The sequence below is a fragment of the Klebsiella sp. K-Nf6 genome (assembly GCF_002806655.1).
Lineage (GTDB): Bacteria > Pseudomonadota > Gammaproteobacteria > Enterobacterales > Enterobacteriaceae > Klebsiella > Klebsiella variicola.
In genome coordinates, this window is the sequence record NZ_PIBN01000001.1 from 793,802 (window position 1) to 817,067 (window position 23,266).

Annotated in this window: 23 protein-coding genes; 12 read left to right on the plus strand and 11 right to left on the minus strand. The window is 58.0% G+C overall.

Annotation, left to right across the window (positions count from 1 at the left end; genetic code table 11):
• Nucleotides 1-109: 109 nt before the first annotated feature.
• The 5 genes from yebS (at nucleotide 110) to CWM61_RS03930 (ending at nucleotide 6,202) form a co-directional block, all read left to right on the plus strand.
• The gene (yebS, locus tag CWM61_RS03910) at nucleotides 110-1,393 is read left to right on the plus strand and encodes a membrane integrity lipid transport subunit YebS (protein WP_074385466.1); all 1,284 of its coding nucleotides are present in this window, start codon (nucleotides 110-112) and stop codon (nucleotides 1,391-1,393) included.
• On the plus strand, nucleotides 1,362-3,995 hold the full coding sequence (locus tag CWM61_RS03915; protein WP_061154116.1) for a PqiB family protein: 2,634 nt from the start codon (nucleotides 1,362-1,364) through the stop codon (nucleotides 3,993-3,995). Before yebS ends, CWM61_RS03915 begins: the two co-directional genes overlap by 32 nt.
• Before the next feature lie 129 nt (nucleotides 3,996-4,124).
• Complete coding sequence (gene rsmF, locus CWM61_RS03920) at nucleotides 4,125-5,558, plus strand: 16S rRNA (cytosine(1407)-C(5))-methyltransferase RsmF (RefSeq protein WP_074385464.1); 1,434 nt, start codon at nucleotides 4,125-4,127, stop codon at nucleotides 5,556-5,558.
• A 115-nt stretch (nucleotides 5,559-5,673) separates the two neighbouring features.
• Nucleotides 5,674-5,913, plus strand: a complete 240-nt coding sequence (locus CWM61_RS03925) for a YebV family protein (RefSeq protein WP_002911393.1) — start codon at nucleotides 5,674-5,676, stop codon at nucleotides 5,911-5,913.
• 97 nt (nucleotides 5,914-6,010) lie between these two features.
• Nucleotides 6,011-6,202 carry a YebW family protein gene (locus CWM61_RS03930; RefSeq protein ID WP_100630719.1) on the plus strand — a complete coding sequence of 64 codons (192 nt, stop codon included), beginning with the start codon at nucleotides 6,011-6,013 and terminating at the stop codon, nucleotides 6,200-6,202.
• On the opposite strand, the gene pphA is transcribed toward CWM61_RS03930, so the two are convergent.
• The gene (gene pphA / locus CWM61_RS03935) at nucleotides 6,199-6,852 is read right to left on the minus strand and encodes a protein-serine/threonine phosphatase (RefSeq protein WP_074385463.1); all 654 of its coding nucleotides are present in this window, start codon (nucleotides 6,850-6,852) and stop codon (nucleotides 6,199-6,201) included. The genes CWM61_RS03930 and pphA overlap by 4 nt on opposite strands.
• A 156-nt stretch (nucleotides 6,853-7,008) precedes the next feature.
• Between pphA and CWM61_RS03940 the strand changes: the two genes are divergently transcribed.
• Nucleotides 7,009-7,977 carry a VirK/YbjX family protein gene (locus CWM61_RS03940; RefSeq protein ID WP_165785239.1) on the plus strand — a complete coding sequence of 323 codons (969 nt, stop codon included), beginning with the start codon at nucleotides 7,009-7,011 and terminating at the stop codon, nucleotides 7,975-7,977.
• A 103-nt stretch (nucleotides 7,978-8,080) separates the two neighbouring features.
• A complete protein-coding gene (locus CWM61_RS29035; protein ID WP_142667623.1) occupies nucleotides 8,081-8,224 on the plus strand; it encodes an Ecr family regulatory small membrane protein in 144 nt (47 codons plus the stop codon).
• Between the two features lie 644 nt (nucleotides 8,225-8,868).
• Here the strand turns inward: CWM61_RS29035 and CWM61_RS03950 are convergent.
• Genes CWM61_RS03950 through yobA form a run of 3 tightly spaced genes read right to left on the minus strand, consistent with a single transcriptional unit; the run spans nucleotide 8,869 to nucleotide 10,471 of the window.
• Nucleotides 8,869-9,207 (minus strand): YebY family protein, encoded by a 339-nt coding sequence (locus CWM61_RS03950; protein WP_008804271.1) that lies wholly within the window; start codon nucleotides 9,205-9,207, stop codon nucleotides 8,869-8,871.
• 16 nt (nucleotides 9,208-9,223) lie between these two features.
• Entirely contained in the window at nucleotides 9,224-10,093 is an 870-nt protein-coding gene (gene copD, locus CWM61_RS03955) for a copper homeostasis membrane protein CopD (RefSeq protein WP_074385462.1), read from the minus strand.
• Between the two features lie 3 nt (nucleotides 10,094-10,096).
• Complete coding sequence (gene yobA / locus CWM61_RS03960; protein WP_074385461.1) at nucleotides 10,097-10,471, minus strand: CopC domain-containing protein YobA; 375 nt, start codon at nucleotides 10,469-10,471, stop codon at nucleotides 10,097-10,099.
• A gap of 113 nt (nucleotides 10,472-10,584) precedes the next feature.
• Here yobA and CWM61_RS03965 point away from each other — a divergent pair, with 113 nt between their 5' ends.
• Nucleotides 10,585-10,815, plus strand: coding sequence for a DNA polymerase III subunit theta (locus tag CWM61_RS03965; RefSeq protein WP_012541260.1), 231 nt, complete (start codon nucleotides 10,585-10,587; stop codon nucleotides 10,813-10,815).
• Between the two features lie 78 nt (nucleotides 10,816-10,893).
• Nucleotides 10,894-11,553, plus strand: coding sequence for an exodeoxyribonuclease X (gene exoX / locus CWM61_RS03970; RefSeq protein WP_074385460.1), 660 nt, complete (start codon nucleotides 10,894-10,896; stop codon nucleotides 11,551-11,553).
• A 3-nt stretch (nucleotides 11,554-11,556) separates the two neighbouring features.
• On the opposite strand, the gene ptrB is transcribed toward exoX, so the two are convergent.
• The 3 genes from ptrB to CWM61_RS03985 all read right to left on the minus strand — a co-directional run bounded on the left by ptrB (nucleotide 11,557) and on the right by CWM61_RS03985 (nucleotide 14,897).
• Complete coding sequence (ptrB, locus tag CWM61_RS03975) at nucleotides 11,557-13,617, minus strand: oligopeptidase B (protein WP_100630720.1); 2,061 nt, start codon at nucleotides 13,615-13,617, stop codon at nucleotides 11,557-11,559.
• Between the two features lie 120 nt (nucleotides 13,618-13,737).
• Entirely contained in the window at nucleotides 13,738-14,400 is a 663-nt protein-coding gene (locus CWM61_RS03980) for a tellurite resistance TerB family protein (RefSeq protein WP_100630721.1), read from the minus strand.
• Nucleotides 14,401-14,549: 149 nt separating this feature from the next.
• On the minus strand, nucleotides 14,550-14,897 hold the full coding sequence (locus CWM61_RS03985; protein ID WP_074385457.1) for a YebG family protein: 348 nt from the start codon (nucleotides 14,895-14,897) through the stop codon (nucleotides 14,550-14,552).
• 135 nt (nucleotides 14,898-15,032) lie between these two features.
• Between CWM61_RS03985 and purT the strand changes: the two genes are divergently transcribed.
• Nucleotides 15,033-16,211 carry a formate-dependent phosphoribosylglycinamide formyltransferase gene (gene purT / locus CWM61_RS03990; protein ID WP_074385456.1) on the plus strand — a complete coding sequence of 393 codons (1,179 nt, stop codon included), beginning with the start codon at nucleotides 15,033-15,035 and terminating at the stop codon, nucleotides 16,209-16,211.
• A 57-nt stretch (nucleotides 16,212-16,268) separates the two neighbouring features.
• Here the strand turns inward: purT and CWM61_RS03995 are convergent, their stop codons facing one another.
• The 4 genes from CWM61_RS03995 to CWM61_RS04010 all read right to left on the minus strand — a co-directional run bounded on the left by CWM61_RS03995 (nucleotide 16,269) and on the right by CWM61_RS04010 (nucleotide 20,618).
• Nucleotides 16,269-16,910 (minus strand): bifunctional 4-hydroxy-2-oxoglutarate aldolase/2-dehydro-3-deoxy-phosphogluconate aldolase, encoded by a 642-nt coding sequence (locus tag CWM61_RS03995; protein WP_002911423.1) that lies wholly within the window; start codon nucleotides 16,908-16,910, stop codon nucleotides 16,269-16,271.
• A gap of 38 nt (nucleotides 16,911-16,948) precedes the next feature.
• Complete coding sequence (gene edd / locus CWM61_RS04000; RefSeq protein WP_008804261.1) at nucleotides 16,949-18,760, minus strand: phosphogluconate dehydratase; 1,812 nt, start codon at nucleotides 18,758-18,760, stop codon at nucleotides 16,949-16,951.
• A gap of 222 nt (nucleotides 18,761-18,982) precedes the next feature.
• Nucleotides 18,983-20,458, minus strand: coding sequence for a glucose-6-phosphate dehydrogenase (zwf, locus tag CWM61_RS04005; protein WP_008804260.1), 1,476 nt, complete (start codon nucleotides 20,456-20,458; stop codon nucleotides 18,983-18,985).
• A 10-nt stretch (nucleotides 20,459-20,468) separates the two neighbouring features.
• The gene (locus CWM61_RS04010; protein WP_004145554.1) at nucleotides 20,469-20,618 is read right to left on the minus strand and encodes a hypothetical protein; all 150 of its coding nucleotides are present in this window, start codon (nucleotides 20,616-20,618) and stop codon (nucleotides 20,469-20,471) included.
• A 159-nt stretch (nucleotides 20,619-20,777) separates the two neighbouring features.
• Between CWM61_RS04010 and CWM61_RS04020 the strand changes: the two genes are divergently transcribed.
• Both CWM61_RS04020 and pyk read left to right on the plus strand, forming a co-directional pair.
• A complete protein-coding gene (locus CWM61_RS04020) occupies nucleotides 20,778-21,683 on the plus strand; it encodes a MurR/RpiR family transcriptional regulator (protein WP_162677299.1) in 906 nt (301 codons plus the stop codon).
• Between the two features lie 125 nt (nucleotides 21,684-21,808).
• Nucleotides 21,809-23,251 carry a pyruvate kinase gene (gene pyk, locus CWM61_RS04025; protein WP_074385455.1) on the plus strand — a complete coding sequence of 481 codons (1,443 nt, stop codon included), beginning with the start codon at nucleotides 21,809-21,811 and terminating at the stop codon, nucleotides 23,249-23,251.
• Nucleotides 23,252-23,266: the final 15 nt, after the last annotated feature.

The following is a 23,266-nucleotide window of genomic DNA, read 5'->3' on the forward strand; positions in this document are numbered from 1 at the left end:
CTGCCTGATACGTACAGCCTACTAAAATAAGCATTAAATGCGCTTAGGCTCAAGATGAATTCATTCATAGGTTAAGATAGTGGGATACATTCATTCCTGTACGTAATAAATGCCGATAAAAACACCAACGATCAAACCTGCGAAGAAGATGGTCGTGCATGCCGTCAGCACGCCGCTTCCCTATGCGCATTATCAGCGCTGTACGCAGTGTGACATGCTCTTTCGCTTACCGGTGCTTAAACGCTACCAAAGCGCCTGGTGTCCACGCTGTAACGCGAAGGTGCGTGATGGGCGCGACTGGTCGCTGACGCGTCTGGGCAGCATGGCCGTTGCGATGCTGCTGCTCATGCCTTTTGCCTGGTCTGAACCTCTGCTGCGCCTGCATCTGCTGGGCGTACGCATCGACGCCAACGTCCTGCAGGGGATCTGGCAGATGACCGCACAGGGTGACCCGCTTACCGCCGCCATGGTGCTGTTTTGCGCGGTGGTCGCCCCGGTGCTGCTGGTGGTCTCGATTAGCTATCTTTGGCTGGGCAACGTGCTGGGGATGAACCTGCGCCCGGTGCTGCTGATGCTCGGCAAGCTCAAAGAGTGGGTGATGCTGGATATCTATCTGGTGGGTATTGGCGTCGCCTCCATCAAGGTGCAGGATTACGCCTTCCTGCAGCCCGGCATCGGCCTGGTGGCGTTTATCTCGCTAACGCTGCTGAGCATCCTGACGCTTATTCACATGAACGTCGAAGAGCTGTGGGAGCGTTTCTATCCTGAACGGCCGGCGACCCGCGCCGATAATAATCTGCAGGTGTGCACCAGTTGCCACTACACCGGCTACCGCGACGCGCGTGGCCGCTGCCGACGCTGCCACACCCCGCTGCATCATCGCCGGCCCCAGAGCCTGCAGCGCAGCTGGGCGGCGCTGGTCGCTTCGATGATTTTCCTCTTACCGGCCAACCTGCTGCCGATCTCGATCATCTATGTCAATGGTGCGCGCCAGGACGATACGATCCTCTCCGGGATAATCTCCCTTGCCAACAGCAATATCGCCATCGCAGGGGTGGTGTTTATCGCCAGTATTTTGGTGCCATTCACCAAAGTTATAGTGTTATTTACCCTCCTGGTCAGCATACAATTCAAGTGTGAGCAGGGGTTGCGCACCCGCATCCTGCTGCTGCGGCTGATAACCTGGATTGGCCGCTGGTCGATGTTGGATCTGTTTGTTATCTCACTCACCATGTCGCTAATAAATCGCGATCAGCTCCTCGCCTTCACCATGGGGCCGGCGGCGGTTTACTTCGGCGGTGCAGTAATTTTAACTATTCTTGCAGTTGAATGGCTGGACAGCCGCTTACTTTGGGACGCACATGAGTCAGGAATCGCCCGCTTCGCAGACTGAAGCCAGAATAAAAACTAAACGCCGTATCTCGCCATTCTGGCTGTTGCCGGTCATCGCGCTGCTGATTGCCGCCTGGCTCATCTGGACCAGCTTTGACGACCGCGGATCGACGATTACCATCGATTTCCAGTCCGCTAACGGCATCGTCCCGGGGCGGACGCCTATCCGCTATCAGGGGGTGGAAGTCGGTACCGTCCAGGATATTAGCCTCAGTAAAGACCTGAGTAAAATTGAGGTTTCCGCCAGCATCAAACGCGATATGAAAGATGCACTGCGTAAAGAGACCCAGTTCTGGCTGGTCACGCCGAAAGCCTCTCTGGCCGGGGTCTCCGGGCTGGATGCGCTGGTGGGCGGGAACTACATCGGCATGATGCCAGGCAAAGGCGATCCCGAAGATCACTTCGTGGCCCTCGACACTCAGCCGAAATACCGCATCAACAACGGCGAGCTGATGATCCACCTGCAGGCCCCTGACCTTGGCTCCCTGAGCAGCGGCTCGCTGGTCTATTTCCGCAAGATCCCGGTCGGTCGCGTGTATGACTTCACCCTGAATGCCAATAATCAGGGAGTCACCATCGATGTCCTGATCGAACGCCGGTTTACCAACCTGGTGAAAAAAGGCAGCCGCTTCTGGAACGTCTCCGGGATCAAAGCCGACGTCGGCCTGAGTGGGGCAAAAGTGCAGCTGGAGAACCTTTCTGCACTGGTGAACGGCGCTATCGCCTTTGACTCCCCCGCCGATTCGCAGGTTGCGGCGCAAAACGATGACTATCATCTGTACGAAGATCTGGCGCATAGCCAGCGTGGTGTGCTGGTCACCCTCGACCTGCCCGACGGCGATGGGCTGAAAGCAGGCTCGACGCCGCTGATGTATCAGGGGCTGGAAGTGGGCCAGTTAAGTAAGCTGAATCTTAACCCCGGCGGCAAGGTGACCGGCGAGATGACCGTCGACCCGAGCGTGGTGACGCTGCTGCGTGAGAAAACGCTGATTCAGATGAAGAAGCCGAAGATCTCCCTCGACAACCCCAGCGTCAGCGCCCTGCTCACCGGCAATACCTTTGAACTGGTACCCGGGGAAGGCGAGCCGCGCAATCACTTCTCCGTCATGCCAGCAGATAAAGCATTGCTGGAGGAACCCAACGTCGCCACCGTCACGCTCTCCGCGCCGGAAAGTTACGGGATTGACGGCGGCCAGCCGCTGGTGCTGCACGGGGTAAAAGTCGGCCAGGTGCTGGAGCGCAAACTGACGGCTAAAGGTGTCACCTTCCAGGTCGCCATTGCCCCGGAATACCGCGATCTCATTCGCGGCGACAGCAAGTTTGTGGTTAACAGCCGTCTGGATGTCAAAGTCGGACTCGATGGCGTGCAGGTGCTGGGGGCCAGCGCCAGCGAGTGGGTCAATGGCGGGATCCGGGTCATTCCGGGAGAAAAAGGCGAAATGCAGAGCAGCTACCCGCTGTACGCCAACCTCGAAAAGGCCCAGGAAAACAGCCTGAGTGAAGTGCCGACCACCACCTTAAGCCTCTCAGCGGAGACCCTGCCTGACGTTCAGGCCGGCTCGGTCGTGCTGTATCGTAAATTCGCCGTCGGCGAAATTATCTCCGTCAAACCGCGCAGCGACGCGTTCGATATCGATCTGCATATCAAGCCGGAGTACCGCTACCTGCTGACCAACAACAGCGTCTTCTGGGCCGAAGGGGGTGCGAAGGTCAAACTTGACGGCAACGGGCTCACCGTCCAGGCCTCGCCGCTGGCGCGCGCCATTAAAGGCGCGATCAGTTTCGATAACCTCAACGGCAGTAGCGCCAACGCGCGGCTGAATAACAAACGTATCCTTTATGCTTCTGAAACGGCGGCACGCGCCGTGGGCGGCCAGATCACCCTACACGCGTTTGACGCCGGGAAGATGGCGGCCGGGATGCCGATTCGTTATCTCGGCATCGATATCGGTCAGATCCAGTCCCTGGAGCTGATCACCGCCAAAAACGAAGTGCAGGCGAAAGCGGTGCTCTACCCGGAATACGTCGGCACCTTCGCCCGGGCCGGGACCCGCTTCTCGGTGATCACCCCGCAAATCTCCGCCGCGGGCGTCGAGCATCTGGACACCCTGTTCCAGTCGTATATCAACGTTGAGCCCGGACGCGGCCCGGCGCGCCGCGACTTTGAGATCCAGGATACGACGATCAGCGACTCACGCTATATCGACGGCCTGAACATTGTGGTGGAAGCGCCGGAGGCGGGGTCGCTTGGCATCGGTACGCCGGTCCTGTTCCGCGGCCTTGAAGTGGGGACAGTCACCGGCCTGTCGCTGGGGTCGATGTCCGATCGGGTGATGGTGAAACTGCGTATCAGTAAGCGCTACCAGTATCTGGTACGCAATAACTCGGTGTTCTGGCTGGCCTCAGGTTACAGCCTCGACTTCGGCCTGATTGGCGGCGTGGTGAAAACCGGAACCTTCAATCAGTTTATCCGCGGCGGGATCGCGTTTGCCACGCCGCCGGGTACGCCGCTGGCGCCAAAGGCTCAGGATGGCAAGCACTTCCTGCTGCAGGAGAGCGAGCCGAAAGAGTGGCGGGAATGGGGCACCGCCCTGCCGCAGTAACCCTCACGACCCCTTCTCCCGCCCCGGCCAACGCCGAGGGCGGGAAGATAACCAACCGCACGCCCCGGTGTCCTGCACCGGGGCGTTTGTGCTAAACTGCGCACCCTTTTTTTCTGTGGTGCGCTGCCTGTGGCTGAAAATACTGTCTATTTCCCTGAAGCGTTTCTCGCTCAAATGCGTGCGGCAATGCCCGCGCACCTCTCCTTCGACGACTTTATCGCCGCCTGCCAGCGCCCGCTACGCCGCAGTATTCGCGTCAACACGCTGAAGATTAGCGTTGATGATTTCCTCTCTCTGGTCGCCCCCTATGGCTGGCAGCTGACGCCGGTCCCCTGGTGCGAAGAGGGATTCTGGATCGAGCGGGACAACGACGATGCGCTGCCGCTGGGCAGTACCGCCGAACATCTCAGCGGGCTGTTCTATATTCAGGAAGCAAGCTCCATGCTACCGGTCGCCGCCCTGTTCGCGGATAACCCGCAGCCTGAACGAGTGATGGACGTTGCGGCCGCGCCGGGGTCAAAGACCACCCAGATCGCCGCCCGAATGGGTAACGCGGGCGGTATCCTGGCCAATGAGTTCTCCGCCAGCCGGGTGAAGGTGCTGCATGCCAACATCAGCCGCTGCGGCATCAGTAACGTCGCCCTGACCCACTTCGACGGCCGGGTTTTCGGCGCGGCGCTACCTGAAGCTTTCGACGCCATCCTGCTTGATGCTCCCTGTTCGGGCGAAGGCGTGGTGCGTAAAGATGCTGACGCGCTGAAAAACTGGTCGCCGGAGAGCAACCTCGACATTGCCACCACCCAGCGCGAACTTATCGACAGCGCCTTCCATGCCCTGCGTCCTGGCGGGACGCTGGTGTATTCGACCTGCACCCTGAATCGCGAGGAAAATCAGGCGGTCGTTCAGTGGCTGCTGTCCCGTTATCCGCAGGCGGTGGAGATCCTGCCGCTGGGAGATCTGTTTTCCGGCGCGGCCGATGCCTTAACCGCTGAAGGGTTTCTGCACGTGTTCCCGCAGATCTACGATTGCGAAGGCTTCTTCGTTGCTCGTCTGCGCAAGACTGCGGCGATCGAGCCGCTCCCGGCGCCAGGCTATAAGGTCGGCAAATTCCCGTTTGTTCCGCTGAAGGGCCGGGAAGCCGCCGCGGTAACCGCCGCCGCCAACGCTGTTGGCCTCGAGTGGGACGCGGGCCATACGCTGTGGCAGCGGGATAAAGAGCTATGGCTGTTCCCGCAGGCTATGGAGCCCCTGTTTGGCCAGGTGCGTTTTTCACGCATCGGCGTACGCCTGGCGGAGGTGCACAACAAGGGTTACCGCTGGCAGCATGAGGCGGTTATCGCCTTTGCCGCGCCGCAGCGCGCCTTCGAGCTGACGCAGGAGGAAGCGGAGGAGTGGTATCGCGGACGCGACGTCTATCCGCAGACCGCGCCGCAGCAGGATGAAGCCATCGTGACCTTCCAGGGTGTCCCGCTGGGCCTGGCCAAGCGCGTCGGCTCCCGCCTGAAGAACAGCTACCCGCGTGAACTGGTGCGCGATGGGAAACTTTTTGCCGGCAAGGTGTGACGTCGTGCAAATAATACGCATTTTTTGACTGGCGATTTTCACCCCATTGACTACGCTGAAAAATGACGACCTCAACTGGTCGTACCACAACTCAGCTGAAAAATGGGGTGAAGCGATGAGTAAAACCAATGTCCGCATCGGCGCGTTTGAGATAGACGATGCCGAACTGCACGGTGAACATCAGGGAGAGCGAACGTTAAGTATTCCCTGCAAATCCGATCCAGATTTATGTATGCAGCTTGACGCCTGGGATGCCGATACCAGCGTGCCCGCCATTCTCAATGGCGAACATTCCGTTCTCTACCGTAAACATTACGACCGCCAGTCTGATGCCTGGGTCATGCGCCTTGCCTGACTCAAATGAACCCGTCGCCAGAGACGGGTTATTTATTTCCCCGTCCCGCTGTCATCCCCTACACTAAATAGTATGTGAACCCGAACATGAGGCCAGGATGTTTGCCTTGGTGTTGTTTATTTGCTATCTGGATGGCGGCTGTGAGGACATTGTGGTTGACGTCTACCGCCAGGAAACGCAGTGCTTAGTGGCGATGGAGGATCAGCGGATCCGCCACGGCGGCTGCTATCCGATAGAAGATTTTATTGACGGCTTCTGGCAACCCGCCAGCGAATACAGCGACTTTTAACCTGCCGACTGCAGCGCCACCAGCGTCAGCGCCCCGCCAAACACAGCGCCCGTATCAATATAGTGTTGATTATCGCGTTCGTAAGGCGCGCGAAGCGGCGTATGACCAAACCAAAAATGGTCTGCTCCGGCGATGGCGCCATGACGTCCCGCCAGATGTTCGCTCAGGCGATGGCGGCTCCATAATACCCGCTGGGGATCCACCGGCTGCTGCCAGCGATAGACTGACGCCGGATAATCGGCATGGGCGATAACATGCCGGGCATCTGCACACGCAACTTCAATAATCAACGGTAGCCGCTGGCAACGCGCTAACAACCGGTCGGCTTCGGCCCGCTGCTGCGCGGTGCCCCGGACATACCAGTCGCCGCCGTTCATCTGCCAGAGTGCCATATCCCCGCTCTCCAGCGCCTCCAGCGCCATCTGTTCATGATTCCCACGCACCGCCCTGAACCAGCGGCAGCGCAGCAGGCCGAGGCAGTCAGCGCTCTGCGGACCGCGATCGATCAGATCGCCAACGGAGATCAGCAGATCGGCCCAGGGATCAAAGCGCAACTGGCGCAGTCGGCCCATCAGTAGCGCAAAGCAACCATGCAGATCGCCCATCAGCCAGATATTACGCCAGTCGCTACCATTAATACGTTGATACATATAATTACCTCTCTGCTGTAATTATAGGTAATTGCGCCGGATCCCCGGTGATTTTTATTTACACCTCAATCGATTTTAAACAAACGGGAAATATAGTCGGCCAGAGGATTAAGCTTATCAGAGGCTCGCTTTAAAATAGGAGGAAATAACAACGAGGTGTTTATCGTGACAGACAATAGCCTGCATTCAACCAGCGTACTTGCGCCGCGCTCGCATCTTATTGCCGATCTGGTGATGGGCAGACTAATACCTGCACCTATCTGGCGGCAGAAAAATTTTCGCCTTAAATTTCTGCTGCGTACGGCGTTATTTTATAGCCCCACCAAAGCGATGCTTGAGGCGCTTAGCGCCCGCGATGATTTTAACCAGCTTCTGGCCGCACAGGCGACCTTGCCGGGGAAAGTGCACCGTCAGTACCTGACGCGCGATCTTAACGCCTGGCAGCGGGCGATGGCGGTAATAAGTCATTATCGCTACATCGATACCCTGCAGGGGTCGCTGCTGGCGCATGCCATGACCGCGGTGAGCGAGGTCCCGCTGCTGACGCTGAACGGAAAAGACGACAGCCCGTTCACTCTCTCCGCCTCCTCAGCCGGGAAGGCTGAGCGCGAGGGCGAAACCACATTATGGCTACGCGACGGCGATCACACCCTGTTGGCCAGCGCAACCTTTAGCGTGACCTGGGACGGTGAAGCCTGGCAACTGGTCATCGGCGGCCTGCAGGGGCCACGGCGCCACGTTTCCCATGAGGTGATTAAGCAGGCCACTCGCGCCTGCTTCGGCCTGTTCCCGAAGCGCCTGCTGCTGGAGTTCATCTGGCTGCTGGCTGCTCGCAGCGCTATCGAGTCGATTTATGGCGTCAGCGATAATGGCCATGTGTTCCGTGCCCTGCGCTATCGCCTGAGCAAGGGCCGCCATTTCCACGCCAGCTACGACGAGTTCTGGCAGTCCATCGATGGTAAGCCGGAAAGCGCGTGGCGCTGGCGGCTGCCGCAGCGTCTGGAACGAAAATCACTGGAGAGTATCGCCAGCAAAAAACGGGCCGAATACCGGCGTCGGTTCCAGCTGCTGGATCAGCTGGCTGAGCAGGTGGACATCCTGACGCAACCGCGCCATGGCACGTAAATTTCGCTGCCGGTAACGCCGCGCTGACACGCGGCGTTTGCTTATTCGGTACTTATTTCGCTACTATCATGGCCCCAGGCGCCATTGGATAGTGGTTGGCATGATGAGTAAAACCGAAATTTTCCTGCTAATTATTCTTGCGGTCATTCTGCTGGGCTGCGTATGGTTTATTTTTAGCGATGAAATTTGGCTTTTGCTCTGCTATCTCGAAAGTAAGATATACCCCACCTTTAGCGTTCCTGAATAATTTCAGCCGCTGTACATAGCGGCGCATTCGCTTATTATTTTTAGCGATACGGTCGTTCGACGATCGCTAATCGCATGAATTGCCAAATCTATTAGACTTTGCTCATTTTATTTATCATACAAATATGTATACTAGCAGACTTCCGATGTTGGCCCGCCTGTTAACCTGCACGCCGGGCCTGGTTAGGTGCAGGTTTTTTCTTTTCTCTTTCCACCCCAGTTTCAGATCTCTCCTTCCCGACGCAACCCTTCCTCAGGATGCGATTTGTGTGTAAATGGATTGTGTATGCTAAAAACGGTGTGCTATAACGGGACATCCAGAGGCCAGCCTGGGGTTTGACTGACATGATGTCGCTGGCTATTGCGAAAGCAGAAAGTGACAGATAAAAAGAGACCGAATACGATTCCTGTATTCGGTCCAGGGAAATGGCTCTTGGGAGAGAGCCGTGCGCTAAAAGTTGGCATTAATGCAGGCTAAGTCGCCTTGCACTATAAGAATAGTTTAACGCGTCAGCTTTTCCAGTCCGCGGCCAATGTGGTCGTGTAATTCCTGGTAAACGGCTGTCAGCCAGTAAAAAACCGCCACTGCCGTTATCCGGCAAGGGCGGTTTTTTTTATGCTATTACAGTAAGATAACGCGGAACGCTAGCAGAGCTTCTGCGCTCGCTCGATAAATGGCGCGAGGCTCATTTTTTGTCCCGGATGCTGCGGATCGTCGATCTGGATCACGGAGATCGGCTGCGCGGTCGTCTTGCCGGCTTTAACCTGCTGTTCCGCGACGTCATTGAGCGGATACTGGACCAGCGTACTTGGGTTGATGGCGTAAAGCGCGTTACCCGGACGGCAGGTCAACATCACCTCTTCACGGTTGAACGCCCAACTCTCCTTCCCCACTTCAAAGCGGCTCACGGTGATAATTTGCGGCGCCGCCAGAGCAGCCCCGGAGCTTGCCAGTAACAACATGGTCAGAACAATTTTTTTCATGATTTTGCCAGTTAATTCAATAAGGTTCCCAGGTGGCAAACAGACTGACGGCCAGCAGCGCCAGCGCGCCCAGCCCTATCTCAGCCTGCGTGGTCCGCAGGATCAGGCTTTCCGCCCGCGAACCGCTTGCCGACATGCGCGGTACCAGAACATACCTGTTCACTAAGGCAATTACCACCATCCCGGCGACCAGCGCACATTTGATCAACAGCATGCGCCCCCAGGGCGAGGTTCCGATCACCGCCCCCTGGATCAACAGCGCATTGACTATGCCGCTGGCAAGGGTGCCGGCCACTGCCAGATGTCCGTAACGCGAAAAGCGCGCCATGGTATAGATTGCAGCCTGACGCCAGCGCCCCTGCGCCAGACGCAGGCAGTAGATGAAGGGCAACAGGCCGCCGAACCAGCTGGCGACGCAGAAGAGGTGGACGGCATGATTAGTCCGCTGCAGGGCGCCGAGTAAGCCATCGTGCATGGCGGCATGTCCTACCCCGGCGGAAAGCAACAGCTGGGCTGCCAGCAGGGCCATCAGTTGCCTGGCGCCGTGATGAGGACGGATCCACACCACGGTGAGGGCGGACAACGCCAGCAGGATCTGCCAGATCCACACCCCACCGAAGCGGGTACCCGCTACCGCCTGCCAGACGGCGGGCTGCCAGACATCCGCCCAGCCATCGCCCATCATCCCCCCCTGCACCAGATACAGCGCCACGGTTGAGAGCGCGCCGATCAACATCAGGGGGCGCAACAGCGGATAAAAGCGGTGCATCAGCACGCGCCTCAGCGGTACTGGCGCCCACCAGGCGCCATACAGCACGCAGCCAAAAGCCAACATCAGGGTGATAAAGTGCCCAAAACGCAGCGTGATATAGAGCCCGGTCAACATCGATCACTTCACGCTAAAAGTGTATTGCCCTTTGGTTTTATGGCCGTCAACCGAGACCACATGCCATGCTACGGTGTACTCCCCCGGAGGCAACGTTTCCGCCAGGGGTAAGGTGACCTGAGAGGGGTTGTCAGCGCTGCGGGTCAGTTTTCCGGTGGCTACCGCGTGCTGCTGCGGACCGGTGACGACCACGCCGCTGAAGGCCGGTTCGATCCCTTCGGAGAAACTGAGCGTCAGCGTCTGAGGGGGCGCGATCAGCTGTGCACCCGCGGCGGGGATCTGCTGTTGCAGGTGAGCGTGGGCGAAGGCGCCTGCCGCGGTTAACATACCGGCAAACGCAACCGAGAGGCGCAACGCGCGTCCAGCGAGGAGTCGCATATTCGTCATTCCCTTTTGTTATGTCTGTAGGACAGAGAATAACCCTGTATAATGGCAGAGTCGAGCTAAGCGTCAGCGCCTCGACCGGGTTTACCAGCACACTGGAGTTAATAATGGAAAGAAATCTGGCCAAAATTTCGCAAGCTGAGATGGATAAGGTCAACGTCGATCTCGCCGCCGCCGGCGTCGCCTTTAAGGAGCGATACAACATGCCGGTGGTCGCTGATTTGGTCGAGCGTGAGCAGCCCGCCCATCTGCGCGACTGGTTCCGCGAACGACTGATCGCCCACCGGCTGGCGTCTGTTTCGCTTTCCCGACTGCCCTGGGAGCCGAAGCAGAAATAATGCGCGCCCGCCTGCTCCCCGTCGGTTGGCAAGGCCACCCAATTCCTTTACGCTTGTTGTTTTGCTCTGGAGCGAGCCATGTTGCGCGTCATTGATACCGAAACCTGCGGCCTGCAGGGGGGCATCGTCGAAATCGCCTCGGTCGACATTGTCGATGGGCAAATCACTAACCCGATGAGCCATCTGGTGCGTCCTGACCGTCCCATCACGCCGCAGGCGATGGCTATCCACCGTATAACGGAAGAGATGGTCGCTGATAAGCCGTGGATTGAGGAGATTATTCCGCACTATCTGGGCAGTCCCTGGTATGTCGCGCACAACGCCAGCTTTGACCGCCGGGTGTTACCGGAGATGAGCGGCGAGTGGATTTGTACCATGAAGCTGGCCCGCCGCCTGTGGCCGGGGATCAAATACAGCAATATGGGGTTATATAAATCACGTAAGCTGAATGTGGCGACCCCGCCGGGGCTGCATCACCACCGCGCGCTGTATGACTGCTATATCACCGCCGCGCTGCTGCTGGATATCATCAACGTTTCCGGCTGGACGCCTGACGAAATGGCCGATATCACCGGCCGCCCGTCGCTGCTCACCACCTTTACCTTCGGCAAATACCGGGGTAAAGCGGTGGCCGAAATTGCTGAAAACGACCCCGGCTACCTGCGCTGGTTATTCAACAATCTCGACCGCATGAGCCCCGAACTGCGCCTGACCCTCAAACATTACCTCGGGGAATAGTCATCACACTGCCGCTTTCCCCGGCAGTGTCCCCTGCGCCAGGGCAATGAAAAAGGCATACTCCAGCGCCACTCCCTCATAGCTTTTAAAGCGCCCGGATTTGCCGCCATGGCCGGAATCCATATCGGTGCAGAGCAGCAGCAGGTTATCGTCGGTTTTCAGTTCCCGCAGTTTGGCCACCCATTTTGCCGGCTCCCAGTATTGCACCTGAGAATCGTGCAGCCCGGTGGTCACCAGCATATGCGGATAAGCCTGCGCCCGGACGCCGTCGTAGGGGCTGTAGCTTTTCATGTAGTGGTAATAGGTTTCATCCTGTGGGTTTCCCCACTCTTCAAACTCCCCGGTAGTCAATGGAATAGATTCATCCAGCATGGTGGTCACCACGTCGACGAACGGCACCTGGGCTATCACGCCATGAAACAGCTCAGGACGTTCGTTAACGGCCACGCCCATCAGCATCCCGCCGGCGCTGCCCCCCATGCCATAGCAGAGCTGCGGATCGCCGTACCCCTGGGCCAGTAGCGCGTCGCAGACGTCCAGATAGTCATTGAAGGTATTTTTCTTACTCAGAAATTTGCCGTCCTCATACCACTGCTGCCCCAGCTCGCCCCCGCCGCGGACGTGGGCAATGGCGTAGACAAAGCCCCGGTTGAGCATACTCAGCCGGCTGGCGCTGAAATCGGCATCGATACTCTCGCCATATGAGCCATAGCCATAGACCAGCAGCGGATTGCTCCCTTTGCGGAAATGGTCGCGATGGTAGACCAGCGATACCGGAACCTCGACGCCATCGCGGGCGGTCACCCACAGGTGTTCGCTCTGGTAGCAGCTCGTGTCCAGCCCCTTCACTTCCTGCTGCTTGATAACCCGCCGTTCGCCGGTATCCATATCCAGTTCAAACAGGGTGTCCGGCGTGGTCATGGAGGAATACCCGTAACGCAGGCGCGACGTTTCGGGTTCCGGATTATAGGCAAGCCAGGTGACATAGGCCGGATCGTCAAAGGCGATCCCTACCACTTCCCGGGTCTTGCGGTTAATTTGCCGCAGGCTGGTCAGGCCGCGCTGGCGCTCCTCGACGACCAGCCAGTCGGTAAACAGCGTAAATCCTTCGAGCATCACGTCGTGACGCGGCGGGATCAGCGTGGTCCACTGATCTTCATCGCGCAGCACGGTACGGTAGAGGCCAAAATTCTTCCCCTCCCGGTTGGATCGCAGATAGAACGCGTGCTGATAGTGATCGAGGCTGTATTCGTGATCTTTCCGCCGCGGCAGGAAGCAGACCGGCTCAGCGTCAGGGAGTTCGGCGTTGAGCAGTAATGCTTCACTGGTGGTGGCGCTGGAGAGATAAATCACCACGAACTGCTGGGAAGTGGTCTTATGTACGCTGACGTAGAAGGTCTCATCTTTTTCTTCATACACCAGCACATCACTCTGCGCCGCAGTACCCACCGTGTGGCGCCAGACCTGATAAGGCAGCAGCGTGGTGGGATGTTTACGCACGTACCACACAAAGCGGGAATCATTACTCCAGGCAAAGCCGGAGGTGACATTTTCCAGGATCTCCGGGTACCACTCACCGCTGCTAAGGTTGCAGAAGCGCAGGCCATACTGGCGGCGGGAAAGATAATCCTCCGCCACCGCCATCAATTGGTTATTCGGCGCGACGCCCAGTCCGCCAAGGGTGTAGAACTCACTCTTCGCCGCCCGCTGGTTGCCGTCAAGCAGGATCTCCCACTCATCCCACTCCTCTTTGAGCACCGACTGGCGCTGATAGATGGCGTATTCACAGCCCGGCTCGTAAACCTGGCGGTAGCGAAAACCGTTTTTACTGTAAGGGGCGGAGACTTCCCGTTGCGGAATGCGGTCGATAATTTCTTTCAGCAGACGTTCCTGCAGGCTGAGCTGCGAATCCATCACCCGCTTGCCGTAGGCGTTCTCCGCGTGCAGATAGTCCAGCACGTCAGGTTGCGCGCGCTCATCGTCGCGCAGCCAGTAATAGTTATCAATGCGTGTATCGCCATGCAAGGTCATGGCGTGAGGGATCCGTTTGGCTTTTGGTGGCATGTTGGTCTTCTGCTGCTTTATCGTGACACAAGAGCATTCAGGCCACACGGCGGCGCCTGAATGATGACGTGTCTATAAGGGTGGCAAAAGACGCGGGCGATGCAAGCGAAACGTGATAATTTAGACGCTTAGCGCTTGTTTTTGTGACTGGATATCCTGTTCTATATCGGCCCGGACATCCTTTGGCAGTGACAGCGCGTCTCCCAGCGCGTTCAGATAACTGCGTTCCATAAAGTGGTCGATATCAATGACCGCGCAGCTGACGTAGTAGATCTCCAGTGCCTCCTGCGGATCAACGATGCCCTCCGCCAGACGCTGAGGATCCAGCGGATGGGCCAGCGCCTGGTCGATCAGCACCCGTGCCTGAACGTCAATATTGGCCGCCCGCAGCTGGGCTTCAATATTGGCCCGCTCGTGGTCATCAATATGACCATCGCTCTTGGCGGCAAAAACCAGCGCGGTAATCAGCCGCACGCTGCGCGGATCAACGTCCGCCGGCACGACAGCCGGCGTGCTCGCCTCGGACGCAGGCGCATTTTGAGCGCGCATCTTCTGCTGATACTTGTTCCATAACACCGTACCCGCCACCGCCCCACCGCCTGCCAGCAGCGCGCTGGTGCCGTATTTCGCCAGCAGTTTGCGTGAGGATTTACTGGCCACCAGCAACCCGGCCAGCCCGCCAATCGCACCAGGCAGCAGTGCGCTCCCTTTTGACGACTCGCCTGTCGGTGACGCGCCCTGCTGCCCGAGCAGCGACTGCAGTTGATTAAGCCAGTTAGCCATGGTTTTCCTCTCAGGTGATAAAACACTGCTATCAGCCTAAACGACGCGATGTCAGGAAATGTTAGACCTGGCTAAAGATGCGCAAAGGTCGGCGCGGCAGACAAATCTCTACCCAGCTAGCCAGCCAGGCCATAGCTGGCTGCCGCAAGTCAGGCCACTTTCGCCTTACGCGCTTTGGCAGCCGGTGCAACGTCGTCATCCGCCGGAGAAGCCTCTTCTGCCGCCGACGGCGCGGGTGAGTCGTGCGCGGACGCATCCTGCTCCGGCAGTCGGCCGACGCGCAGGATATGCTGCAGCGCCTCTTTTCGCTCTGCCAGCCACATCGCCATGGTGTCACGCTGGGCGTCATCCATCTCCAGCGGCGATGCTACCAGCCAGTCATTCAGCACCTCTGCCAGATCGAGCATTTTGTCGTAAGCGTCGGCCTCTTTTTTGCTGGCAAAAGACATTTTTTCCTCACCTTCGCGGATCACAACATATTTAATTTCAACCGCCATGCTGCAGCCTCTCAATACTGTATTTTTATACAGTATATCAAATTTCCTCTCCGGACTCAACTCACGCGCGTAAAGACAGACGCAAACGTTTTCGTTTATAATCGGCGGCATCTTTTTTTACTGCGGAAGAGAGTTATGACTGTATTAGGCACCGCGCTGCGCCCGGCAGCCACCAAAGTAATGCTGTTAGGTTCCGGCGAGCTGGGCAAAGAAGTCGCCATTGAATGTCAGCGTCTGGGCATTGAAACTATCGCCGTCGACCGCTACCCCGATGCCCCGGCGATGCAGGTCGCCCACCGCGCCCACGTCATCAATATGCTGCACGGCGAGAGCCTGCGCGCCCTGATTGAACAGGAAAAACCCGATTACATCGTGCCGGAGATCGAAGCTATTGCTACCGATACCCTGGTTGAACTGGAACAGGCCGGGCAGAAAGTGGTCCCCACGGCGCGGGCGGCAAAGCTCACCATGAACCGCGAAGGCATTCGCCGCCTGGCGGCAGAAGAGCTGCAGCTCCCCACCTCCAGCTATCGCTTCGCCGACAGCGAAGAAGGCTTCCGTGCGGCCGTTGCCGAGATCGGTTTGCCATGCATCGTCAAACCGGTGATGAGCTCCTCCGGCAAAGGCCAGAGTTTTATCCGCTCGGCTGACCAGCTCAGCGAAGCCTGGCGCTATGCGCAGCAGGGCGGCCGCGCCGGCGCCGGGCGGGTGATCGTCGAGGGGGTGGTGAATTTCGACTTTGAAATCACCCTGCTCACCGTCAGCGCCGTCGATGGCGTGCATTTCTGCGCCCCGGTTGGCCATCGCCAGGAAGACGGCGATTACCGTGAGTCCTGGCAACCGCAGCAGATGAGCGACCTGGCCCTCGAACGTGCCCAGGCCATCGCCCGCAAGGTGGTGCTGGCGCTGGGCGGTCATGGCCTGTTTGGCGTGGAACTGTTCGTTTGCGGCGACGAGGTGATCTTTAGCGAAGTCTCCCCGCGCCCACATGACACCGGCATGGTGACGCTGATCTCGCAGGATCTCTCGGAATTCGCCCTGCACGTTCGCGCCTTCCTTGGACTGCCCGTCGGCGCTATCCGCCAGTATGGTCCGGCCGCTTCCGCGGTGATCCTTCCGCAGCTGACCAGCCAGAACGTCAGCTTTGGCCAGTTGCAATCGGCCGTCGGGGCTGGCCTGCAGCTACGTTTGTTCGGCAAGCCCGAGATTGACGGTACCCGCCGCCTGGGGGTAACCCTCGCCGTTGCCGATTCAGTCGAAGAGGCCGTGGCACGGGCTAAAACTGCCGCCGCGGCGGTCATCGTCGAAGGATAGAGACAAAAAAACCCGGTCGCGTTGCCGCTGACCGGGTTGTCGACCTTAAGGCGCGGTTTACTTCGCGCCTTCCACCGCTTCACGCGCCAGGGTGGTAATGCGATCGTAGTCGCCGGCCTCCAGCGCGTCGGCTGGCACCAGCCAGGAACCGCCGATGCACAGCACGCTGTTCAGCGCCAGGTAGTCACGGTAGTTGGCCGGAGAGATACCGCCGGTCGGGCAGAAACGAATGTGGCCGAACGGACCCGCAATCGCCTGCAGGGCTTTCACGCCGCCGTTGGCTTCCGCCGGGAAGAATTTAAACTCTTTCAGACCATACTGCATACCCAGCATCAGCTCAGACACCGTGCTGATCCCCGGGATCAGCGGAATGGTGCCGTCTTCGGTCGCTGCTTTCAGCAGGGATTCAGTCAGCCCCGGGCTGATAGCGAACTGCGCGCCAGCTTCCGTTACCGCTTTCAGCTGCTCGACGTTGGTGACCGTGCCCGCGCCGACAATCGCGTCCGGCACTTCTTTAGCAATCGCGCGGATCGCTTCCAGGGCGCACTCGGTGCGCAGGGTGACTTCCAGCACGCGCACGCCGCCTGCGACCAGCGCTTTCGCCATCGGTACCGCATGCTCCAGCTTTTTCACTACGATAACCGGGACAACCGGACCGGAGGTGAGGATTGCTTCTGCTGTTGTTTTCCAGTTTTTCATCAGGATTTTCTCTCGCCAGATCTAGAAATAAAATCGTCTTAAAAAGTGATGCAGGTTGCGCCCTGCTCCGCGCCAGAGAGCTTCTCACGCAGCGCCCCAAACATCTCCCGACCGGTTCCCACGCGCGACGCGCTGAGGTCAGGGATATGCGGCTGACGCGCCGCCAGTTCGGCATCGTCCACCAGCAGCGTCAGTTCTCCCGTCTGTCCGTTCACGCGAATCACATCGCCATCGCGCACTTTGGCCAGCAAACCACCGTCATACGCTTCAGGCGTGACATGGATAGCTGACGGGACTTTACCGGAGGCGCCAGAGAGTCGGCCATCGGTCACCAGCGCTATTTTGAAACGGCGGTCCAATAATACACCAAGTGGCGGCATAAGTTTATGTAATTCTGGCATCCCGTTCGCTTTTGGCCCCTGATGACGGACCACCACCACACAATCTTTATCCAGCAGGCCCGCTTCAAAGGCCGGCAATACGTCGTGTTGGCTCTCGAACACCACCGCCGGCGCTTCAATCACCTGGTTCTCTACCGGGACCGCCGACGTTTTCATCACTGCGCGTCCCAGGTTGCCGCTCAGCACTTTCGTGCCGCCGTGGCGGGAGAACGGTTTCTCGAAGGTCGCGATGACCTGATCGTCAAGCGGCGCTGTCGCCCCTTCACGCCAGTCCAGCTCGCCGTTGTTGAGCCACGGCTCCAGGGTGTAACGCGACAGACCAAAGCCGGCGACGGTGTGAACATCCTCATGCAGCAGGCCGCCTTTCAGCAGCTCGCGCACCAGTACCGGAACGCCGCCCGCCGCCTGGAAGTGGTTGATATCCGCCGGGCCGTTGGGATAGAGGCGCGCCAGCAGCGGCACCACGTCTGACAGGTCGGAGAAATCGTCCCAGTTAATGATGATCCCCGCCGCGCGGGCCATCGCCACCAGGTGCATGGTATGGTTGGTGGAGCCACCGGTCGCCAGCAGCGCCACGATGCCGTTGACTACCACTTTTTCGTCGAACATTTTCCCCAGCGGCATCCACTCGTTGCCATTGCCGGTCATGCGGGTGACCTGGCGTGCGGCAGCGGCGGTCAGCGCGTCCCGCAGCGGGGCATCCGGATGAACGAAGGACGATCCCGGCAGTTGCATGCCCATAAACTCGACCACCATCTGGTTGGTGTTCGCCGTGCCGTAGAAAGTACAGGTTCCCGGCGCGTGATAAGAGGCGGCTTCGGACTCCAGCAGCGCCATACGATCCACTTTACCTTCCGCGTACAGCTGGCGAATGCGGACCTTCTCTTTATTAGCCAGGCCGCTGGCCATTGGACCGGACGGAATAAAGACCGACGGCAGATGGCCGAAAGAGAGCGCTGCCATGGTCAGGCCGGGGACAATTTTATCGCACACGCCGAGGTATAGCGCGCCATCGAACATGTTATGCGACAGGCCGATAGCGGCGGACATGGCGATCACTTCGCGGCTCAGCAATGAGAGCTCCATACCGTCCTGCCCCTGGGTTACGCCGTCGCACATTGCCGGCACGCCGCCGGCCACCTGGCCGACCGCATTGGCGCTATGCAGCGCTTTACGGATGATGTCCGGATAGTGTTCATAGGGCTGGTGAGCGGACAACATATCGTTGTAGGAGGTGATGATGGCGATGTTGTTGCGCAACATGCTTTTCAGAGAGGCTTTGTCGTCAGCCTGACAGGCCGCGAAACCGTGAGCCAGATTGCCGCAGGCCAGTTGCGCACGATGCACGGTGTCGGTTTTGGCCTGGTTAATCCTTGCGAGGTAAGCCGCGCGGGTGTCACGCGACCGTTCGATAATGCGATTTGTTACCCGTAACATTGTCGAATTCATAAAGGCTCCTCAAATTTGTATCTGTCCGGCCGCTGCGTGATGACGTATTTTTGTGCTAAAGGCCACCAACACCAGCGCTCAGGGGCAAAATGTCTGAAAGCAGTGTAATAAAAAAAGCCCCGTGGGTGAATCCTCACGGGGCTTAAAAGATTAAAAAGCGTGCGACTTTCTGCGTCAGATCATGTTACCGGTAAAATAACCCTGACGGATTAGGCGGCGAGCTTACTCGAACTCGTTCCACGAACGGCCGTCACGGGTGATCATCGCCACCGACGCAACCGGTCCCCAGGTCCCTGCCTGATACGGTTTCGGCGCATCGCGGTCGGCAGCCCAGGCTTCGGTGATGGAATCCACCCATTTCCACGCCTCTTCGACTTCATCACGGCGCACAAACAGCGCCTGGATACCGCGCATGGTCTCCAGCAACAGACGCTCATAAGCATCGGCCAGGTGCGTCTGATTAAAGGTCTCGGAGTAGCTCAGATCCAGCTTGGTGATCTGCAGATTATGCTTATGGTCGAGGCCCGGCACTTTGTTCAGCACCTGGATATCCACCCCTTCGTCCGGCTGCAGACGAATAGTCAGCTTGTTCTGCGGCAGCTCCTGCCAGGTCTCTTTAAACAAGTTCAGCTCCGGGGTTTTGAAGTAAACCACTACCTCAGAGCATTTGGTCGGCAGACGTTTGCCGGTGCGCAGATAGAACGGTACGCCGGCCCAGCGCCAGTTATCGATATCGACGCGGATCGCCACGAAGGTTTCGGTGTTACTGGTTTTGTTGGCGCCCTCTTCTTCCAGGTAGCCCGGCACTTTTTTGCCCTGGGCAAAGCCGGCGGTGTACTGGCCGCGAACGGTTTTCTCACGCACGTTGGAGCGATCAATGCGACGCAGGGATTTCAGGACCTTGACCTTTTCATCACGGATGCTGTCGGCGCTGAGATCGGACGGCGGCGACATGGCAATCATGCACAGGATCTGCAGCAGGTGGTTCTGGATCATGTCGCGCATCTGCCCGGCCTGGTCGAAGTAACCCCAGCGCCCTTCAATACCCACCTCTTCCGCGACGGTGATTTCGACATGATCGATAGTGCGGCAGTCCCAGTTATTGACGAACAGGGAGTTGGCAAAGCGCAGCGCCAGCAGGTTGAGGACCGTCTCTTTACCGAGGTAGTGGTCGATACGGTAGACCTGGCACTCTTCAAAAAACTCGCCGACCTGGTCGTTGATTTCACGCGAGGTTTCCAGCGAGGTACCCAGCGGTTTTTCCATCACCACGCGCGCAGGCTTGGCATTGAGCTTCGCTTCGCCCAGACCTTTGCAGATCGCGCCAAAGGTGCTCGGCGGCATGGCGAAATAGTTGATGGTGACACGGTTCTGTTGATCCAGCATCTCACCCAGACGCGTGAAGCCGCTGGTGTCATTAACGTCAAGATTACAGAACTCCAGGCGTCCGCTCAGGGAATCCCACAAACCTTCATCAATTTTTTCCTTCATGAAGGTTTCCAGCGCTTCGCGCACGACTTTGGTGTAAGCCGCTTTATCCCAATCGGCACGGCCGACGCCAATGATGCGGGTGTCGGCGTGGATCTGGCCCGCTTTTTCAAGCTGATACAGGGAAGGCAACAATTTACGTCGCGCCAGGTCGCCCTTCGCGCCGAAAATGACCAGGTCGCATGCCTGGGCCGTTTGCGTTACCGCCATGTCATTCTCCTCAGTTGATAGTCTGGTGCTTCTGCCAGGCTATATTTGTAATTTTCTTACACTGCACTGTACTGTGTTTACGTATTTCCCGAAAGCCTTCCCCTTCGTTTGCGGCGGTAAAACCGCACAGGGTGAAAACATTCGGCGATGATTTGGGCATCTGGCTGATATTGTTCGTTGTTTGTACCTGTTTCAGGTCAGTAAAATACGACTCTGATCATGTAATGAAAAAAAACAACATTATTTCACGTCATTCCTCACCGCTTGCGCTTGCGGAGGGGTATATTCTTGCTAAAACGCCCGATGATTTCACCCATTAATGAAATCGTTTCCATTGATGAGCGCCCTGTTACTAATGAACATGCTGGAAAAAATCCAGTCCCGACTGGAACACCTTAGCAAATCTGAACGCAAAGTGGCGGAAGTGATCCTCGCCACCCCCGCGCAGGCCATTCATTCGAGCATCGCCGCCCTCGCCCTTGAGGCCGGGGTGAGCGAACCGACCGTCAATCGCTTCTGCCGCAGCCTCGAAACCCGCGGGTTTCCTGATTTTAAACTGCACCTTGCCCAGAGCCTCGCGCACGGTACGCTCTATGTTAACCGGAATGTTGATGAAGACGACAGCGTTGAGTCATACACGGGAAAAATATTCGAATCGGCCATGGCGAGTTTAGATCAGGTCCACCATTCTCTCGACATGTCGGCGGTGAATCGCGCGGTGGATCTGCTGACTCAGGCCAAAAAAATCGCCTTTTTCGGCCTCGGTTCCTCGGCGGCGGTCGCCCATGATGCGATGAACAAATTTTTCCGCTTTAACGTGCCGGTCATCTATTCCGACGACATTGTCCTGCAACGCATGAGCTGTATGAATTGCGATGACGATGATGTGGTGGTGATTATCTCACATACCGGAAGAACCAAGAGCCTGGTGGAGCTAGCGCAGCTGGCCCGTGAAAACGATGCCATGGTGATCGCCCTCACCTCCGCCGGCACCCCCCTGGCCCGGGAAGCCACGCTCGCCATCACCCTCGATGTGCCGGAAGATACCGACATCTATATGCCGATGGTCTCCCGTCTGGCCCAGTTGACCGTCATCGACGTGCTGGCGACGGGTTTTACGCTGCGTCGGGGGGCAAAATTCAGAGATAACTTGAAGAGGGTCAAGGAAGCGCTGAAGGAATCGCGTTTTGATAAAGAACAGTTCGTACCCAGTGATAATCAATAAAAGTTGATAACAAGCAGTAACCCATTACACCTTCGATAACGATCCGGCTGTGCGACGTTGCAGGCTGGCGCTACCGAATCCATGTTCACGCAACACCAAAGTTGTATCAGTCAACGGAGTATTACATGTCCAGAAGGCTTCGCAGAACCAAAATCGTTACTACCTTAGGCCCAGCAACTGACCGTGATAACAACCTGGAAAAAGTTATCGCCGCGGGCGCAAACGTAGTGCGTATGAACTTCTCTCACGGCACCCCGGAAGATCATCAGCTCCGTGCCGACAAAGTGCGTGAGATTGCGGCGAAACTGGGCCGTCACGTTGCTATCCTCGGCGACCTCCAGGGACCAAAAATTCGCGTATCGACCTTCAAAGAAGGCAAAATTTTCCTCAATATCGGCGACAAATTCCTGCTCGACGCTAACCTCGGCAAAGGTGAAGGCGACAAAGAGAAAGTCGGGATCGATTACAAAGGCCTGCCGGCGGACGTCGTGCCGGGCGATATCCTGCTGCTCGACGATGGTCGCGTACAGCTGAAAGTCCTCGAAGTTCAGGGGATGAAAGTGTTTACTGAAGTGACCGTCGGCGGTCCGTTATCTAACAACAAAGGGATCAACAAGCTGGGCGGCGGCCTGTCTGCCGAAGCGCTGACCGACAAAGACAAAGCTGATATCGTCACCGCCGCCAAAATCGGCGTCGACTACCTGGCGGTCTCTTTCCCGCGCTGCGGCGAAGACCTGAACTACGCCCGTCGCCTGGCGCGCGATGCCGGCTGCGATGCAAAAATCGTCGCCAAAGTTGAGCGTGCGGAAGCAGTCTGCGATCAGGATGCGATGGACGACGTGATCCTCGCCTCCGATGTGGTCATGGTTGCGCGCGGCGACCTCGGCGTCGAAATCGGCGATCCAGAGCTGGTGGGTATCCAGAAAGCGCTGATTCGTCGTGCCCGTCAGCTGAACCGTTCCGTCATTACCGCCACCCAGATGATGGAGTCGATGATCACCAACCCGATGCCGACTCGCGCGGAAGTGATGGACGTGGCCAACGCCGTGCTGGATGGTACCGATGCGGTGATGCTCTCCGCGGAAACCGCTGCCGGTCAGTACCCGTCAGAAACCGTGGCCGCAATGGCGCGCGTGTGTCTGGGCGCCGAAAAAATCCCGAGCCTCAACGTCTCCAAACACCGTCTGGACGTCCAGTTCGACAACGTGGAAGAAGCGATTGCCATGTCGGCGATGTATGCCGCCAACCACCTGAAAGGCATCACGGCCATCATCACCATGACTGAATCGGGCCGCACCGCGCTGATGACCTCGCGCATCAGTTCCGGTCTGCCGATTTTCGCCCTTTCCCGCCACGAGCGCACCCTGAACCTGACCGCCCTCTACCGCGGGGTGACCCCGGTGTTCTTCGACAGCCAGAATGACGGGGTAGCCGCTGCGCACGATGCCGTCAATCTGCTGCGGGATAAAGGCTATCTCGTCTCCGGTGACCTCGTGGTCGTGACCCAGGGTGATGTGATGAGCACCATCGGCAGCACCAACACCACCCGTATCCTCACCGTCGAGTAAGCCTCGGTGTCGACC

What these genes read in the sequence shown, in the direction of transcription:
- yebS (WP_074385466.1), top strand. Translation starts at nt 110, where the DNA reads ATGCCGATAAAAACACCAACGATCAAACCTGCGAAGAAGATGGTCGTG.
- CWM61_RS03915 (WP_061154116.1), top strand. Translation starts at nt 1,362, where the DNA reads ATGAGTCAGGAATCGCCCGCTTCGCAGACTGAAGCCAGAATAAAAACT.
- CWM61_RS03925 (WP_002911393.1), top strand. Translation starts at nt 5,674, where the DNA reads ATGAGTAAAACCAATGTCCGCATCGGCGCGTTTGAGATAGACGATGCC.
- CWM61_RS03930 (WP_100630719.1), top strand. Translation starts at nt 6,011, where the DNA reads ATGTTTGCCTTGGTGTTGTTTATTTGCTATCTGGATGGCGGCTGTGAG.
- pphA (WP_074385463.1), bottom strand. Translation starts at nt 6,852, where the DNA reads ATGTATCAACGTATTAATGGTAGCGACTGGCGTAATATCTGGCTGATG.
- CWM61_RS29035 (WP_142667623.1), top strand. Translation starts at nt 8,081, where the DNA reads ATGAGTAAAACCGAAATTTTCCTGCTAATTATTCTTGCGGTCATTCTG.
- CWM61_RS03950 (WP_008804271.1), bottom strand. Translation starts at nt 9,207, where the DNA reads ATGAAAAAAATTGTTCTGACCATGTTGTTACTGGCAAGCTCCGGGGCT.
- copD (WP_074385462.1), bottom strand. Translation starts at nt 10,093, where the DNA reads ATGTTGACCGGGCTCTATATCACGCTGCGTTTTGGGCACTTTATCACC.
- yobA (WP_074385461.1), bottom strand. Translation starts at nt 10,471, where the DNA reads ATGCGACTCCTCGCTGGACGCGCGTTGCGCCTCTCGGTTGCGTTTGCC.
- CWM61_RS03965 (WP_012541260.1), top strand. Translation starts at nt 10,585, where the DNA reads ATGGAAAGAAATCTGGCCAAAATTTCGCAAGCTGAGATGGATAAGGTC.
- exoX (WP_074385460.1), top strand. Translation starts at nt 10,894, where the DNA reads ATGTTGCGCGTCATTGATACCGAAACCTGCGGCCTGCAGGGGGGCATC.
- ptrB (WP_100630720.1), bottom strand. Translation starts at nt 13,617, where the DNA reads ATGCCACCAAAAGCCAAACGGATCCCTCACGCCATGACCTTGCATGGC.
- CWM61_RS03980 (WP_100630721.1), bottom strand. Translation starts at nt 14,400, where the DNA reads ATGGCTAACTGGCTTAATCAACTGCAGTCGCTGCTCGGGCAGCAGGGC.
- CWM61_RS03985 (WP_074385457.1), bottom strand. Translation starts at nt 14,897, where the DNA reads ATGGCGGTTGAAATTAAATATGTTGTGATCCGCGAAGGTGAGGAAAAA.
- purT (WP_074385456.1), top strand. Translation starts at nt 15,033, where the DNA reads ATGACTGTATTAGGCACCGCGCTGCGCCCGGCAGCCACCAAAGTAATG.
- CWM61_RS03995 (WP_002911423.1), bottom strand. Translation starts at nt 16,910, where the DNA reads ATGAAAAACTGGAAAACAACAGCAGAAGCAATCCTCACCTCCGGTCCG.
- edd (WP_008804261.1), bottom strand. Translation starts at nt 18,760, where the DNA reads ATGAATTCGACAATGTTACGGGTAACAAATCGCATTATCGAACGGTCG.
- zwf (WP_008804260.1), bottom strand. Translation starts at nt 20,458, where the DNA reads ATGGCGGTAACGCAAACGGCCCAGGCATGCGACCTGGTCATTTTCGGC.
- CWM61_RS04010 (WP_004145554.1), bottom strand. Translation starts at nt 20,618, where the DNA reads ATGCCCAAATCATCGCCGAATGTTTTCACCCTGTGCGGTTTTACCGCC.
- CWM61_RS04020 (WP_162677299.1), top strand. Translation starts at nt 20,778, where the DNA reads ATGAAATCGTTTCCATTGATGAGCGCCCTGTTACTAATGAACATGCTG.
- pyk (WP_074385455.1), top strand. Translation starts at nt 21,809, where the DNA reads ATGTCCAGAAGGCTTCGCAGAACCAAAATCGTTACTACCTTAGGCCCA.